15 protein-coding genes are annotated in these 14,700 nt (G+C 65.8%); 3 read left to right on the top strand and 12 right to left on the bottom strand.

All coding sequences use genetic code 11. The features are described from left to right. Position 1: 1 nt before the first annotated feature. The 12 genes from uraH to MTR64_RS10710 all read right to left on the bottom strand — a co-directional run bounded on the left by uraH (position 2) and on the right by MTR64_RS10710 (position 10,700). On the bottom strand, positions 2–337 hold the full coding sequence (gene uraH / locus MTR64_RS10655) for a hydroxyisourate hydrolase (RefSeq protein ID WP_243993605.1): 336 nt from the start codon (positions 335–337) through the stop codon (positions 2–4). Beyond that, complete coding sequence (gene uraD, locus MTR64_RS10660) at positions 334–777, bottom strand: 2-oxo-4-hydroxy-4-carboxy-5-ureidoimidazoline decarboxylase (protein ID WP_243993607.1); 444 nt, start codon at positions 775–777, stop codon at positions 334–336. The genes uraH and uraD overlap by 4 nt, the downstream gene beginning before the upstream one ends. Then, on the bottom strand, positions 777–1,169 hold the full coding sequence (hpxZ, locus tag MTR64_RS10665; protein ID WP_243993609.1) for an oxalurate catabolism protein HpxZ: 393 nt from the start codon (positions 1,167–1,169) through the stop codon (positions 777–779). The genes uraD and hpxZ overlap by 1 nt, the downstream gene beginning before the upstream one ends. After that, the gene (gene puuE, locus MTR64_RS10670) at positions 1,166–2,062 is read right to left on the bottom strand and encodes an allantoinase PuuE (protein ID WP_243993641.1); all 897 of its coding nucleotides are present in this window, start codon (positions 2,060–2,062) and stop codon (positions 1,166–1,168) included. The genes hpxZ and puuE overlap by 4 nt, the downstream gene beginning before the upstream one ends. Positions 2,063–2,204: 142 nt before the next feature. After that, complete coding sequence (locus tag MTR64_RS10675) at positions 2,205–3,446, bottom strand: pyridoxal-phosphate-dependent aminotransferase family protein (RefSeq protein ID WP_243993611.1); 1,242 nt, start codon at positions 3,444–3,446, stop codon at positions 2,205–2,207. After that, positions 3,436–4,692, bottom strand: coding sequence for an allantoate amidohydrolase (locus tag MTR64_RS10680; RefSeq protein WP_243993614.1), 1,257 nt, complete (start codon positions 4,690–4,692; stop codon positions 3,436–3,438). The genes MTR64_RS10675 and MTR64_RS10680 overlap by 11 nt, the downstream gene beginning before the upstream one ends. Continuing rightward, a complete protein-coding gene (locus tag MTR64_RS10685) occupies positions 4,686–6,263 on the bottom strand; it encodes a gamma-glutamyltransferase family protein (RefSeq protein WP_243993616.1) in 1,578 nt (525 codons plus the stop codon). The genes MTR64_RS10680 and MTR64_RS10685 overlap by 7 nt, the downstream gene beginning before the upstream one ends. Positions 6,264–6,273: 10 nt before the next feature. Continuing rightward, complete coding sequence (locus tag MTR64_RS10690; RefSeq protein ID WP_243993618.1) at positions 6,274–7,206, bottom strand: 5'-methylthioadenosine/S-adenosylhomocysteine nucleosidase; 933 nt, start codon at positions 7,204–7,206, stop codon at positions 6,274–6,276. Further along, the gene (locus MTR64_RS10695; protein ID WP_419144936.1) at positions 7,206–8,576 is read right to left on the bottom strand and encodes an NCS2 family permease; all 1,371 of its coding nucleotides are present in this window, start codon (positions 8,574–8,576) and stop codon (positions 7,206–7,208) included. Before MTR64_RS10695 ends, MTR64_RS10690 begins: the two co-directional genes overlap by 1 nt. Before the next feature lie 9 nt (positions 8,577–8,585). After that, positions 8,586–9,911: an AtzE family amidohydrolase gene (locus MTR64_RS10700; RefSeq protein ID WP_243993620.1), complete on the bottom strand. Its 1,326-nt coding sequence runs from the start codon at positions 9,909–9,911 to the stop codon at positions 8,586–8,588. After that, complete coding sequence (locus tag MTR64_RS10705) at positions 9,908–10,162, bottom strand: hypothetical protein (RefSeq protein WP_243993623.1); 255 nt, start codon at positions 10,160–10,162, stop codon at positions 9,908–9,910. The genes MTR64_RS10700 and MTR64_RS10705 overlap by 4 nt, the downstream gene beginning before the upstream one ends. A gap of 76 nt (positions 10,163–10,238) precedes the next feature. After that, positions 10,239–10,700, bottom strand: a complete 462-nt coding sequence (locus MTR64_RS10710) for an Lrp/AsnC family transcriptional regulator (RefSeq protein WP_243993625.1) — start codon at positions 10,698–10,700, stop codon at positions 10,239–10,241. A gap of 123 nt (positions 10,701–10,823) precedes the next feature. Here MTR64_RS10710 and MTR64_RS10715 point away from each other — a divergent pair, with 123 nt between their 5' ends. The 3 genes from MTR64_RS10715 to MTR64_RS10725 all read left to right on the top strand — a co-directional run bounded on the left by MTR64_RS10715 (position 10,824) and on the right by MTR64_RS10725 (position 14,363). Further along, the gene (locus MTR64_RS10715; protein ID WP_243993627.1) at positions 10,824–11,876 is read left to right on the top strand and encodes a Leu/Phe/Val dehydrogenase; all 1,053 of its coding nucleotides are present in this window, start codon (positions 10,824–10,826) and stop codon (positions 11,874–11,876) included. A 65-nt stretch (positions 11,877–11,941) separates the two neighbouring features. After that, positions 11,942–13,324 (top strand): class II fumarate hydratase, encoded by a 1,383-nt coding sequence (fumC, locus tag MTR64_RS10720; RefSeq protein ID WP_243993629.1) that lies wholly within the window; start codon positions 11,942–11,944, stop codon positions 13,322–13,324. 106 nt (positions 13,325–13,430) lie between these two features. Then, entirely contained in the window at positions 13,431–14,363 is a 933-nt protein-coding gene (locus tag MTR64_RS10725) for a formylglycine-generating enzyme family protein (protein WP_243993644.1), read from the top strand. The last annotated feature ends 337 nt before the right edge of the window (positions 14,364–14,700 follow it).

Here is a 14,700-nt window from a genome sequence, read left to right on the forward strand (position 1 = left end):
CTCAGCTGCCCCGGTAGGTCGAATAGGAATAGGGCGAGACGAGCAGCGGCACATGATAGTGCCCTCCGCCCTCCGCCATGCCAAAGTCGATGGTCACGACGTCGAGGAACGGCGGATCGGGAAGGTCCACCCCCGCAGCCCGGAAATAGTCCGCCACCATGAAGCGCAGCGCGTAGCGTCCCGGCGCCAGCGGGCCGGAGACCAGATCGGGGCAGCGCCCGTCGGCATTGGTCATGCCGCTGGCGATATCCCCGCCCGGCCCTGTCAGCACGAGCGCGAGGCCCGCGGCCGGCGTGCCATGCATGGTATCGAGAACGTGCGTCGACAGCGTGTTCATGCGCCCTGATCCTCCAGACGAAGACGGACGATTTCGCCGATCTGGCCGATGGCCGTGGCCACTTCCGTCTCGCGATCGTTGGCGAGACGGGCCTGCATCGCGGCCAGAATACCAGCCTTGTCGGTCAGGCGCACGCAGATGATGAAGGGAAAGCCGAACTTCTCGCGGTAGGCGGCGTTCAGCGCGTGGAACTGTTCGAATTCCTCCGGCGTCAGGCGGTCGAGCCCGGCGCTTGCCTGTTCGGCGGCGCTGGCATCGGTCAGCGTCTTGTCGATCGCCGCCTTGCCCGCCAGTTCCGGGTGCGCGCGGATGAGGGCCAGCTGCTCATCAGGCGTAGCCGCATGGACCACCGCCATCAGGTCCGCATGCCGGTCGCCAGACGAGGGACGCGCATCAGCGCGTTCCTCGACCCAGGGGCTGTGTTCGAACAGCGCCGTCATCAGTGGGTGTTCCCCTCCAGGCTGACATGCGCGGAGACGACTTTCCAGCCCCCGAACGGACCATCGCCGAACTTCACCCAGGCCTGCGTCTGGCGCCCGCGCCGGTCGGAACCCTCGCGGAAGAATTCGGCATCGGCGGTGGCGAAGTTGTCGCCGTAGACAGTGATCGAGACCTTGCCGAGCTTGCGCTGGGGAGAGCCGCCGCGCCCCTTGCGGAACTCGCGGATCTCCTCGATGCCGTAGAGCACTTCGCCCACGCCGTAGCGGTTGGTAGTAGGGGCATCGTGGAACAGCTTGTCCATCGCCGGAATGTCGTCTTCCATCAGCGCGCGTTCGTATTCGTAGAACGCCTCGGTCATCTCGGCGTGGAGGACGGGATCGTCGATCTTCACGTTTGATCTCCTTTGGGAGGGTGAACCTGCATCCAGTGGCGGGCGATATCGATACGGCGGGCAACCCAGGCGTCGCCGCTGGCGATGACGTGATCGAGGAAACGGGCGAGCCAGCGCGCGCGGCCGGGCTTGCCGGCGATGCGGCCGTGCAGGCCCACCGACATCATCCGCCCGCCTTCCTCGCGAAGCTGGTCGAAAGTGTCGCGCATGTGGCGGAAGAACTGCTCGCCTTCGGTAAAACCATTGAGCGCGACGATCTTCATGTCGTTCACGTCGAGCGTGTAAGGCACGATCAATTGCGTCTTGCCGTACTTGCTGTCCCAGTAAGGCAGATCGTCGGCATAACTGTCCGCATCGTAGACGAACCCGCCCTCCTCGGCGACGAGGCGCGCGGTATTGGGCGAAGTGCGGCCCTGATACCAGCCGAGCGGGCGCGATCCGGTGAGCTTCTCATGCAGCGCGATAGCCTCGGCGATGTGCGCGCGTTCAGCCTCCTCGGGCACGTACTGGTAATCGATCCAGCGATAGCCGTGGCTGGCGATTTCCCAATCGGCCGCAAGCATCGCCTCGACCGCTTCGGGGTTCATCTCCATGGCCCTGGCCACGCCGAAGACGGTGACCGGCAATCCGCGCTCGGCGAAGATCCGGTGCAACCGCCAAAACCCGGCGCGGCTGCCGTATTCGTAGAGGCTTTCCATCGCCATGGCCCGATCCGGATGGCTGGCTGCGCCGACCATTTCGGAGAGGAACGCCTCGGAGCCCTTGTCGCCGTTGAGGACGGAATTTTCCGCGCCCTCTTCGTAGTTGATGACAAACTGCACCGCCACGCGTGCACCGTTCGGCCACTGCGGATCGGGCGGGCTGGCTCCGTAGCCGACAAGATCGCGGGGAATCATGCGCGCGGTCCCTCAGACGTCGCGCCAACGTCCTTCGACAGGCTCAGGAAGAGCGGGACCAGAGGAATCCGCAACAACAAATCCCGCTCAGGCTGAGCTTGTCGAAGCCCCCGCTTAGCGCACAATGTCTGGAAGGCCCTCATGCCTCCCACGCCTCCATCGCCGCAGGCACCGCCGCGCCCAGCGGCAGGGCAAAGCCATTCATGCGCAGGCAGGCTTCCAGCGCCGCCAGCGTCAGCAGCACCTTGTGCTTCATGGCGTTGTACCCCATCGCACCGATGCGCCAGATCTTGCCCTGCAGCGGGCCGAAGGCGGTGCCGATCTCGATCTCGAACAGCTCGCGCATGGCCTTGCGCACCGCCTCGCCATCGACGCTCTCGGGGATATACACGCCCGTGACATTGGCCATGCGGTGCGCATCGTCGCCGAACACGGTAAGTCCCATGGCGCGCAGGCCCGCCGCCATCGCCCGGCCCGCGCTGGCGTGGCGGGCGTAGCGCGCCTCCAGCCCTTCGCCCAGTGCGATACGCGCGCATTCGCGCGCGGCGTAGAGCATCGAGGTCGCCTCGGTATGATGGTTGAGGCGCTTTTCGGACCAGTAGTCCATGATCATGGCCAGGTCGAAATAGTTGGAGCCGATGCGCGGCCCCTTGCCATCCGACAGCCCGTCCATGCGGATGCCCGCCTCGGTATGGCGGCGCGAGAAGATGTGCTCCGCCGCACGGTCCGAAATCGTGATCGGCGCCGAGCCGGACGGGCCGCCCAGGCACTTCTGCAAGCCGCCGGTGACGACATCGACGCCCCAGCGGTCCGCCGCCAGTTCCATGCCGCCGATGGTCGCCGTGGCATCGACGTAGCTGAGCGCGCCTGCCGCCTTGCACAGATCGCCGAGGCCTTCGAGCGGCTGCGCCATGGTGGTCGAGGTATCGCCGTGGATCGTCGCCACCAGATGCGGCGAGGTGCGGTGGATCGCGGCGGCAATCGCCTCCAACGGCACCGTTTCGCCCCAGGGCGCGTCCACGGTCTCTATCCGCGCGCCGATGCGCGTGAGGATTTCAGTCAGCAGCAGCCCGAACCGGCCGAAGTTGACGACCAGCACCGTATCGCCCGGCGCGACCATCGAGATCAGCGCCGCTTCGATCCCGGCGCGCGCGGTGCCGTCGACCAGCATTGTCCACTCATTCTGCGTGCCGAAGATCGGGCGGTAGAGCGCCATGACCTGATTCATGAACGCGGTCATTTCCGGGTCGAACTGTCCCAGCAAGTCCGCGCTCATCGCGCGCAGCACGCGCGGGTGCGCGTTGATCGGACCCGGGCCCATCAGCAGGCGCTGGGGCGGATCAATCTCACCAAATAGAAGGGGGTCGAGTTCAGGCGGCATGTTTGACTCCGGCGCGCTCTCCCAGGCGCTCGATGAAGCCGAGCATGACCTGAAGCGCGATTTCCGCATCTTCCTGTTCGACATGCTCGGCGGGATTGTGGCTGACGCCGCCCTTGCAGCGGATGAACAGCATCGCGGTGGGGCAAAGCGCGGCCATGTTCATGGCATCGTGCCCTGCCCCTGAAACGAGACGGCGCACCGGTTGCCCGGCTGCTGCGAGCGCTTCGTCCATCAGGTCCATCAGCGCCGCATCGCAGGGGCTCGCGGGCAAGTCATGGATACGCTCGATGGCGAGTTCGAGATCGCGGGCGGTGGCGATTTCGGCGATACGGTCGAGGATGGCCTCAGCCACCCGGTCGCGCCGTTCTTCGACGCCCGAGCGGACATCGATTGTGAAGTGCACTTCACCCGGGATCACGTTGGCCGCGCCCGGATGTGCCTCGATCGAGCCGACCGTGGCGACGGCATCAGAATTGTCCCCGCGTGCGATCTGCTCGACCGCCAGCACCATGGCAGCGGCCCCGGCCAGCGGATCACGACGCAGGCGCATGGCCGTCGTGCCTGCGTGCCCGGCCATGCCTTTCAATGTCACAGCATAGCGGAGTTGGGCAGCGATACCGGTGACCGTGCCGACAGCGAGGCCGTCTGCCTCCAGTACCGGCCCCTGCTCGATATGCGCTTCGAGGTAAGCCAGAAACTCGCAAGGGCTGCGCGCCGCAGTGAGATAGGCGGTCACGTCCACGCCCGCATCGGCCAGCGCAACACCATGGTCGTCCGCCATGTCCAGCGCAGCCGCATCGAGTGTGCCTGCGACCGCACGGCTGGTGAGCATTGCGGCGGGAAAGCGCGAGCCCTCCTCGTCGCCGAAAGCATAGATCTCGATCGGGAACGGCAGGCGCCGTCCCTGTGCATGAAGTGCCGCCACGCATTCGATGCCGAGCATGATCCCGAGCGGGCCATCGTAGAGACCGCCGTTGCGCACACTGTCGAGATGGCTGCCGATCATCAGCGCAGGCGCACCCGGCACATTGCCTTCGTAGCGGCCGGCAAGGTTGGCCGCTGCATCGCGCCGTGCCGTCATGCCGGCCTCTTCCATCCACCCCGCGACGACCTCCTGCGCGGCGGCGTAGGCCGGCGTCAGATAGGCCCGGTAGAGCCCGCCGCTCATGTCGCTATAGGGTGCCACCCCAAGCGCATCGCAGCGCGCCACGGCGCGGGCGCCACCGGGGGGAAAATCGCTCACCACGATGCCACACCGCCGTCGCTGCGCGGATCGGTCGCCCCTTCGAATGTGCCGTCAGCCAGGCGCACGACGGCACCGGCGTGGCCCATCGTCGCGGTCAGCGGGCCGGTGCGCTCGACATCGTGCCCGGCTTCGGCCAGCTGGGTGTAGAGCGCCTCGTCGAACCCGTCTTCCAGCTTGAGCGTGGTCGACTGTTCGCCCCATGTGCGGCCCAGAAGCCAGCGCGGAGCGCTGATCGCTTCCTGCAAGTCCACACCGAAGCGGGCATAGCGGCTGAACAGCGCCGCCTGCGTCTGCGGCTGCCCCTCGCCGCCCATGGTGCCGTAGGCCATCACCCGGCCATCGTCGAACACGGCGAGCGCGGGATTGAGCGTGTGGAACGGCTTGCGGCCCGGCTTGAGGGCATTCCAGCCGCTTTCCGCCAGACGGAACGAGCTGCCCCGGTTCTGCCAGGTGATCCCCGTCTGCGGAAGCACGAGGCCCGAGCCGAATTCGAAGTAGGTGGACTGGATGCAGCTCACCACCCGGCCCTCTGCGTCCGCCGCACCGAACCAGCAGGTATCGCCCCACTGGCTGGGCTGCGGCCAGGGGAGCGCTTTCGCCGGGTCGATCTTGCCTGCGAGGCTGTTCAGCGCCTGCGTATCATCGAGCAGGAACTGGAAATCGAAGTCGGTGTAGGCAGGATCGCCGACGTGCACGTCGCGCAGCAGGAACGCCTGCTTGGTCGCCTCGACCAGACCGTGGACGTGATCGAAACCATCAGGGGCCTCCGCCACGAGCCGGTCGAACAGCGCAAGGATGACCAGCGAAGCGAAACCCTGCGTCGGCGGCGCGCTGTTGTAGAGCCGGGCGCCGGTGATCGGCACATGCAGCGGCGCAGGGCGGCTCGCCTGATGCGCGGCTAGGTCATCCTGCGAGACCGGACTGCCCAGTGCCGCCAGATCCTCCCCGATCAGCGCAGCGAGTTCCCCCCGGTAGAAATCGTCGAGGCCATTAGCGGCGAGCTTGCGCAACGTGGCCGCCAGTTGCGGCTGGCGCAGCACGTCGCCTTCGGCCAGCGGGCGGCCTGCGGGCTCGAAAATGTCGGCATAGGCGCCCGGCTGAATGCGCAGTTCACCGCCCTTGGCCGCAGCAATGCCCGCGCCGCCCGCCGTGACCGTTACGCCTTCCTCGCCATAGCGGATGGCATCACGCAGCAGCCGTTCAAGCGGCAGCTTGCAGCTTTCATCCTCAAGCGCCGCCTGCCAGCCGGAGATCGTGCCTGCCACGGTGTTGGCCGCCAGCCGCCCGCGATTGGGCACCGCGTCCAGTCCTTCGTAGAGCGACAGGTCCGCCCTGGCCGCCGCGCCGCCGCAGCCGTGAATGCCATGCATCGTGCCGTCCGGCTCGCGGATGACCCAGAAGCCGTCGCCGCCGATCCCGGTCATGTGCGGATAGACCACCGCCAGCGCCGCCGCGACCGCGACGCACGCTTCCACTGCCGTGCCGCCGTCCTTCAGCACGTCACACCCGGCCTGCGCGGCAAGATGATGCGGCGCGGTGACAATACCCTGGCTGCCTGTGACCGTCTTCATCGTCCCGTCCTCAGTCCGGAAGTGCCGCAAGGAAAGCCCGCACGACATGCGCGGAATTCACCGAGGCAAGGTGCTCGAAGGTGTCTTCCATGTTCTTCTCCTTGTCGCCGCCCGCAAGGTCGGAGAGGCTGCGGAAAATGATCGTGGGCACTTCGTTGGCATAGGCGACCTGCGCCACCGCCGCGCTTTCCATGTCGAGCACGCGGGCGTTCCAGGCAGCATGGAGATACTCGCGGAACTGCGCGTTGTCAGCAAAGACGCCCGCGCTCACGCCCGTGCCGCCGACCACCACCTTGGGCGCCTTGTGCAGGCACAGCTCGGTATCGGGCAGTTGCTGGGGCGAAGGCGGCACGCAGCGTTCCATCTCCACTTTCGGCGCGATCTCGCGCGCGACCGCAAGAAGCTGCGGGTCCATCTTGAACGTGTAGTGCCGTACCGGCGCCTCATTGGCGTTGCCGACGCGGGTGCCGCGCGGATACATGAAGTTCCAGTTTGCGGGCGCGTTAGGATCGACCGGCTCGGGCGAAAGCCAGCCGTCGCCAGACTTGCGCGCAAAGTTGACTTCCAGATACTGGCCCCAGTCCTCGGCCACGATCACATCGCCGATCGTCAAGCCCGGATCGACGCCTCCCGCGATGCCCGAAAAGACGATGCGCTTCACCGCAAAGTGATCGAGCACCAGCTGCGTGTTCATCGCCGCGTTGACCATGGAAACGCCGCTCTGCATCAGCAGCACCGGTTTGCCCTCCAGCGTGCCGGTGAGGTACGTGCCGCCGTTGAGCTTGTATTCCCTGGGATCGGAGACCGCATGGACGAGCGCGTTCCACTCGGGATAATAGGCCGTCATCACCAGCGTGCGCGGCGTGGCGTCCAGCTCTTCGGCCAGCGCGGGCGCGGCGAACAACGCCAGCAGCGATGCAAGGCAAAGCGCGATACGGCGCATCAGGCCGCTCCCATCCAAACGAAGCGGACGACGAAGAGCAGCGCCAGCACGAGCAGGAACCAGTCCTTCTTGGTAATCGTCCCCCGCACCAGCTTGAGCGCGGCATGAGCGGTAATGCCGAAGGCCAGGCCATTGGCGATCGAGAAAGTCAGCGGGATCATCGCCACAGTCAGGAAGGCCGGGATCGCCGAGAGTGGGTCTTCCCATTCCACTTCCGTCAGCGGCAGCAGCATCAGTCCACCAACGATGATCAGCGCAGGAGCAGTCGCCGCCAGCGGAATGACCTGTGCATAAGGTGCGACAAACATCATCCCCAGGAACAGCACGCCGGTAACGACCGAAGTCAGGCCGGTACGTCCGCCAACCTGCACGCCGGCTGCGCTTTCGACGTAGCTGGTAACGGTGCTGGTGCCCGCCATCGAGCCCACGATCGTCGCCGTGGCATCGGTAATGAGGATACGGTTGAGCCCCGGAATGCGGTCGTTCTTGTCCATCAGTCCGGCACGTTTGGTGACGGCCACGAGTGTACCGATGTTGTCGAACAGGTCGACGAACAGGAAGACGAACAAGATTTCCAGCAGGCCCAACCCATGGCTACCCGAGAGACCGAAGACACCCGCAAGATCCAGCTGGAAGGCGGTGCCTGTCAGCGCGGAGAGCGAATAAGGCTCGGGGCTGACCGAAACCATGCCGCAGGCCCAGCCGACCAGCGTCGTCACCACGATCCCGATCAGCATGGCCCCGCGCACCTGCCACACGCTGAGGGCACCGATCAGCAGCAGACCGAAGATCGCCAGCGCCGCGTTGGGGTCCTTGAGGTTGCCCAGCGCCACGAACGTCGCGGGGTTGGCAACAATGATCCCGGCATCCTTGAAGCCAATGAAGCCGATGAACAGGCCAATGCCGCCCGCCACCGCTGCAAACAGGTAATGCGGGATCGAATGGACGATCAGCTGCCGCACGCCGGTGAGTGTCAGGAGCAGGAACGCAATGCCCGAAATAAACACGCAGCCCAGCGCCACCTGCCAGGGCACGCCCATCTGCTGAACCACGGTATAGCTGAAATAGGCATTCAGCCCCATGCCCGGTGCCAGCGCCAGCGGCGTGTTGGAGACCAGCCCCATCATGATCGAGGCGAACGCGGCGGCAAAGCAGGTCGCTGCCGCCACCGAGGCCACGGGAAGCCCCGCGCTGCCCAGGATCGCCGGATTGACCAGCACGATATAGGCCATCGTCAGGAAGGTGGTGACACCGGCGAGCACTTCGGTGCGCGCCGTGGTCCCGCGCGCGCTCAGCGAAAAATAGCGCTCCAGCACACCAGCCGCAGGTGCGGCCTGCGGCGTATCATCGATCGTCTCTGTCTGCGTCACGCTGCCCCCTTAAGCCGCCACCGGCGGTGCCCCTGATCCGATAATGCCCCGTTCTTCCAACTGTGCGGCGAAGCGGAACAGATCCGCCTCGCCATGCGGCCGGCCGATCAGCTGCAGCCCGAGCGGAAGAACGCCGGGACGGTAGAGCGGAACCGCCAGCGACGGCAATCCAGTGAAGCTGATTGGCTGGGTATGAATGCCGAGGTCCGCGCGCGCAGGCGAAAGCTTGCCGTCGATCATGATACGCGGATCTTCCACCGTGGGCGCCACGCAAGGCGTCGCGGGGGCCAGCAGAACATCGAAATCCGCCACCAGAGCTTCGATCCGCGCGCGGTATTCGGCGCGGAAGGCCTGCGCTTCTTCGTAGAGCGCGCGCGGCAGCAGGGAACCCGCGATCAGGCGGTCGCGCGTGGCGGGATCGAATTCCATCGCCTGCTTCGCCAGCGCCTCGCGATGGAGGTTGCCGCCCTCGAACGCGGTAATCAGGAACGCGGCAGAGCGGGCGCGGGCGATGTCGGGCAGTTCGACCAGAGGCGCATCGGGGGCAATCGCATCGATCGCGGCGATCTGATCGGGATCGGCATTCTCGCGGAACCGGCCGCCGAGCCGCGCCACACGCGGCGCGCCACCGGCAGGCACAGCAGTCTTGCCGCCCAGCACTTCCCAGACGAGCTGCATGTCCGAGACCGACCGGGTGAACGGTCCGATATCGTCGAAACTCTCGGCAAAGGGAAACACGCCTGCAAGCGGGAGATCGGCATGGCTTGGCTTCAGACCGTAGAGTCCAGTCAGGCTGGCCGGAACGCGGATCGAGCCATTGGTATCGGACCCGAGAGACAAAGGGAGCAGCCCGGCAGCGACAATCGCCGCCGAGCCGCCCGAGGAGCCGCCAGCCAGGCGGGAGGGATCGTGAGGATTTCGAGTGGTGCCGAAGGTCGCGTTGATCGTCGCGAAGCCATAGGCAAACTCGTCCATATTCAGTGTGGCCACCAGCACCGCACCGGCATCGCGCAGGCGCGCGACGGCTTCGGCGTCGGCTGTAGCCGCCGGGGCATCGGCGTAGATCGCCGAACCTGCGGAAGTCGGCAATCCGGCAAGGTCGAAGAGGTCCTTCACACCGTAAGGCACGCCCGCAAGCGGGCCGGGATCGGCGCCATTGCCGACCATGACATCAATGCGCCCGGCTTCCTCGCGGGCGCGGTCCTCGAGCAGGCGGGTCACCGCGATCAGCGGCGCTTCACGGTCCTTGATGGCATCGAGGCATTCCTCCAGCACCTGCATGGCGCTGATCTGCCCGCCGCGCACGGCGCTGGCGATTTCGGCGGCGCTTTTCATGCCCCGCCTCCGCGCATGCGCTCGGCATGACTGGCGAGCAGCGCAAGGTTTGCCGCCACACCCGGTGCGCAGGCTTCGGGAATGACGATCCCCGCCGCAACAGCGGCTTCCGCGATTTCCTCAGGCGCCTGCGGCACCTGTGCCACGGCAGGCGCGGGCGCAACATCCCCTTCATCGCCACGCGCGGCGCGCGGCGTGAACCAGCGGCTTATGGCAAGCCGGAGTCTATGGAAAAACGGCGCGCGGGGCATTGCTACACTCCTGCCTGCATCCCCCCGCTCGATCAAACGCAATGATCGAAACAGATCGTTGCAAAAAAGGCAGCACCTAGATCGGCAGCGCGGTCGTCGCCTTGATCTCCGAGAGGGCCACCGTGGACGTGACTTCCTGTATGCCCGGAAGCTGTGACAGCTTTTCGAAAAAGAACCGCTCGTAGGCCTTGATGTCCTCGGCGACGACGCGAACCATGAAGTCCACCGAACCCAGCAGCACGTAACAGTCCAGCACTTCGGGAAATTCGCGGATCTTATCCGCGAACTCGTCCAGATTGGCACGGCCGTGCGCGTTGAGCTTCACTTGCGCGAAAACATGCGCGCTCAGGCCTACCTTCTCGCGGTCAACGATCGCCACGCGGCGCTTGATGTACCCCTCGCGCTCGAGCCGGTCGATGCGGCGCCAGCACGGAGAGGACGACAGCCCGACCCGCTCGGCGATCTGCGCCGTCGTCTGACTCGCATCGCGCTGCAGTTCGCGGAGGATTTTTCTCTCATATGGATCAAGATCGGTCATTTCTTTCCCATACCATCCATTTCAAGGAATGTCTTTTCCACATTCGGCCAGATTTCCCGGAAATGAGGTCAGAAATCCCCCGCCGATCCTGCCATTATCGGGTCCTCTCACAGGAGCCCCAAGATGGTCACCGCCGCCCACCGCATGATGCCCCCGATGGAATATGTCCGCCTGCATGACGAAGCCGCCCGGCTCGACGGCGTGATTGCCATTCATTCCACCGCGCGCGGACCGGCTGCGGGCGGATGCCGCCTCTGGACCTATCCCGATGCCAGCACGGCCATGGCCGACGCGTTCCGCCTCGCCGAAGGCATGAGCTACAAGAACGCCATGGCCGAACTGCCCTTCGGCGGCGGCAAGGCCGTACTGCGCAAGCCCGAAGGGGACTTCAACCGGCGTGCCCTGTTCGAAGCCTTCGGGGCCGCCGTTGAGCGGCTGGGCGGACGCTACGTCACCGCCGAGGATGTCGGCACCAGCGTCGCCGACATGGAATTCGTGGCGAACAAGACCCGCCATGTCGCCGGGCGCACATCGCGCCCCGGCTTCGCGGGCGGCGACCCGTCGCCCTGGACTGCACTCGGCGTGTTCGAGGCGATGAAGGCCGCTGTGAAGTTCCGTTTCGGCGGTTCGCTGTCCGGCGTGACAGTGGCCGTGCAGGGCGTAGGCAGCGTGGGCGGTGAACTGTGCCGCCTGCTCTCCGAAGCCGGGGCAAAACTGGTGATCGCGGACATCGATGCGGCGCGTTGCGAAAAGCTGGCCGCAGACATTGGCGCCTCGGTCGCACCGATAAACGCCATCGTGCAGGCAGACGCGGATGTCTTCGCCCCCTGCGCGCTCGGCGGCGCACTGACCGAAACCAGCGTGAACGCCATGAAGGCGCGGCTGGTCTGCGGCGCGGCCAACAACCAGCTCGGCGACACCCGCGCTGCCGCGCTGCTGGTCGAACGCGGCATTGCCTATGCGCCGGACTATGTCGTCAATGCAGGCGGGATCATCAACGTCTCGGCCGAATATCTGGGCGAGACGACGCAGCAGGTGCAGGAGCGCGTACTGCAGATCGGCCCGCGCACCGAAGCGATCCTGCGTGATGCCGCGCTGCGCAAGCTGTCTCCCGCGCTCGTCGCCGACCGCATGGCCGAGGACCTGATGCGCAAGGCGGTGGCAGAACCCGCCTGAATGCCTATGTCTTGGGGGAACAAGGCTTTCATGCCTTCGTTCCCCAAGGCAGGAGGCAAGCAGCCATGGACGTCCGCCGCGAATCCGACAGCATCGGCGAGATCGATGTCCCCGCCGCCGCCTACTGGGGCGCACAGACCCAGCGCAGCGTGGAGAACTTTCCCTTCGGCGCAACCGAGCGGATGCCCATCGCGATCGTCCATGCCCTCGCGCTGGTGAAGCAGGCCGCCGCGCGGGTGAACCGCAAGCACGGACTCGATGCGCGCCTTGCCGATGCGATCGAGCAGGCCGCGCAGGAAGTCGCCTCGGGCAAGCTCGATGACCAGTTCCCGCTGGTGATCTGGCAGACCGGCAGCGGCACCCAGACCAACATGAACGTCAATGAGGTGATCGCCGGGCGCGCCAACGAGATCCTGTCCGGCAAGCGCGGCGGCAAGAGCCCGGTCCACCCCAACGATCACGTCAACAAGAGCCAGTCCTCCAACGACAGCTTCCCCACCGCGATGCACGTTGCCGCCGCGCTGGCCGCGACGCGCGATCTGGTGCCCGCGATGGAACAGCTCGAAGCCTCGCTGCTCGCAAAGGTCAAGGCGTGGGGCGATATCGTGAAGATCGGCCGCACCCACCTGCAGGACGCGACGCCGGTGACGCTGGGGCAGGAGTTCTCCGGCTACTATGCGCAGGTGCGCCTCGCGCGCACCTGCATCCTGCCGCTGATCGAGCATGGGCTGAGCAAGCTGGCGCAAGGCGGCACGGCAGTGGGCACCGGGCTCAACGCGCCCGAAGGCTTTGGCCGCGAGATTGCCGCAGAACTCGCCAGCCTGACCGGCTTTCCCTTCGAAACCGCGCCCAACAAGTTCGAAGCACTCGCCAGCCACGATACGCTGGTGGATTTCTCCGGGCGGCTCAACACGCTGGCCGTGGCGCTGACCAAGATCGCCAACGACATCCGCCTGCTCGGCTCAGGCCCGCGCTCTGGGCTGGGCGAGCTGGAGCTGCCCGCCAACGAACCCGGCAGCTCAATCATGCCGGGCAAGGTCAATCCCACCCAGTGCGAGATGCTGACCATGGTGGCCGCGCAAGTGATCGGCAATCATCAGGCCGTGACCGTGGGCGGGATGCAGGGCGCGTTCGAACTCAACGTGTTCAAGCCGCTGATCGGCGCGGCGGTGATCCGCTCGATCCACCTGCTCTCGGTGGGCATGACCAGCTTCGCCGAACGCTGCGTGGACGGCATCGAGCCCAACCGCGCGCGCATCGCCGAACTGCTCGATCGCTCGCTGATGCTGGTGACCGCGCTCGCGCCCGAGATCGGTTACGACAATGCCGCCAAGATCGCCAAGCACGCACACACCCACGGCCAGACCCTGCGCGAGGCCGGGCTGGAACTCGGACTGGTCGATGGCGAGACATTCGACCGGCTGGTGCGCCCCGAAACGATGGTCTGAGGTTTCGCAGGAGCCGCCCTGCCTGTATGGGCAGAGCATCGGACCGTATTGGAGAGGCCCATTGAACGAGATCGACACCGCCGAAGCCACGGCCGCAACCGAAGGCATGGTTTTCGTGCCCGGCGGCACTTTCACCATGGGCTCCGAACTGTTCTATCCCGAGGAAGCGCCGCTGCGCCGGGTCTCGGTCGACGGGTTCTGGATGGACGAGACGCCGGTGACCAACCGCCAGTTCGCCCGCTTCATCGAGGCCACCGGCTACACCACCGTGGCCGAGATCGCACCCGATCCCAAGGACTATCCCGGCATGCTGCCCGGCATGGACAAGGCCGGATCGCTGGTCTTCCGCAAGACCGCGACCCCGGTCGACACCTCCAATCCCGGCAACTGGTGGCATTTCGAATTCGGCGCCGACTGGCGCCACCCGCTGGGGCCGGACGCGGATATCGAGGCGCTGGGCCTGTGGGATCACCCCGTCGTCCAGATCGCCTACGCCGATGCCGAGGCCTATGCGAAATGGGCGGGCAAGGACCTGCCGACCGAGGCCGAATACGAATATGCCGCGCGCGGCGGGCTGGAAGGCAAGGAATACGCCTGGGGCGACGAACTCGCGCCCGATGGGGCGATGCTGGCGAACTACTGGCAGGGTCTGTTCCCCTTCGCCAACCAGTGCCTCGACGGCTGGGAGCGCACCTCCCCGGTCAGGACCTATCCTGCCAACGCCTATGGCCTCTACGACATGATCGCCAACACCTGGGAATGGACGCAGGACTGGTGGACCGAGATGCCCGAAGTCGCGAAGAAGAAGCCGGGCGGCTCCTGCTGCACGCTGAGCAACCCGCGCGGCGGCAAGATCAAGGGCAGCTTCGACCCGGCCCAGCCGGACGTGCGGATCGGCCGGAAGGTGCTGAAAGGCGGCTCGCACCTGTGCGCCGCCAACTACTGCCAGCGCTACCGCCCGGCGGCGCGGCATCCAGAGATGGTGGATACGGCGACATCGCACATCGGCTTTCGCTGCGTGGTGAGGGCGGGCTCTTAGACTTCGCGGTGACGGCAGCCATCCTGCCATTTTTCACGAAAGCAGCCATTCCGAAAACGCCGACATTGCAGTCATTCTTACGGCTGATATGCTCGTGATATGTTAGAACCCGCGCGAACCACAATTGACGCAATTCCTGGCAGTATTGTCGCATTTCTGGCTCCCTTGGCGCTTTGGGCAAACGCGGTTTGGGTCTCCCCATTCCTAAAGACAAAGCGTCATGGTTTGTCTGGCTTGGTTGCTCTGGCCGCTGGCTTGTTGATGTTCACTGCAGTGGAAGTCGATCCTGCGCATTTCATTGCTCCCTTTGTTCTCGCGTGCTTGGCAATGCTTGCCA

This window comes from Novosphingobium album (ex Hu et al. 2023) (assembly GCF_022832385.1).
In the GTDB taxonomy this organism is placed as follows: Bacteria; Pseudomonadota; Alphaproteobacteria; order Sphingomonadales; family Sphingomonadaceae; genus Novosphingobium; species Novosphingobium album.

Bases quoted from the DNA above. Each gene is read 5' to 3' on its own strand.
- MTR64_RS10705 (WP_243993623.1), bottom strand. From the start codon at position 10,162: ATGCCCCGCGCGCCGTTTTTCCATAGACTCCGGCTTGCCATAAGCCGC.
- MTR64_RS10685 (WP_243993616.1), bottom strand. From the start codon at position 6,263: ATGAAGACGGTCACAGGCAGCCAGGGTATTGTCACCGCGCCGCATCAT.
- fumC (WP_243993629.1), top strand. From the start codon at position 11,942: ATGGACGTCCGCCGCGAATCCGACAGCATCGGCGAGATCGATGTCCCC.
- MTR64_RS10675 (WP_243993611.1), bottom strand. From the start codon at position 3,446: ATGCCGCCTGAACTCGACCCCCTTCTATTTGGTGAGATTGATCCGCCC.
- MTR64_RS10715 (WP_243993627.1), top strand. From the start codon at position 10,824: ATGGTCACCGCCGCCCACCGCATGATGCCCCCGATGGAATATGTCCGC.
- MTR64_RS10725 (WP_243993644.1), top strand. From the start codon at position 13,431: ATGGTTTTCGTGCCCGGCGGCACTTTCACCATGGGCTCCGAACTGTTC.
- MTR64_RS10700 (WP_243993620.1), bottom strand. From the start codon at position 9,911: ATGAAAAGCGCCGCCGAAATCGCCAGCGCCGTGCGCGGCGGGCAGATC.
- uraD (WP_243993607.1), bottom strand. From the start codon at position 777: ATGACGGCGCTGTTCGAACACAGCCCCTGGGTCGAGGAACGCGCTGAT.
- MTR64_RS10710 (WP_243993625.1), bottom strand. From the start codon at position 10,700: ATGACCGATCTTGATCCATATGAGAGAAAAATCCTCCGCGAACTGCAG.
- MTR64_RS10690 (WP_243993618.1), bottom strand. From the start codon at position 7,206: ATGCGCCGTATCGCGCTTTGCCTTGCATCGCTGCTGGCGTTGTTCGCC.
- uraH (WP_243993605.1), bottom strand. From the start codon at position 337: ATGAACACGCTGTCGACGCACGTTCTCGATACCATGCATGGCACGCCG.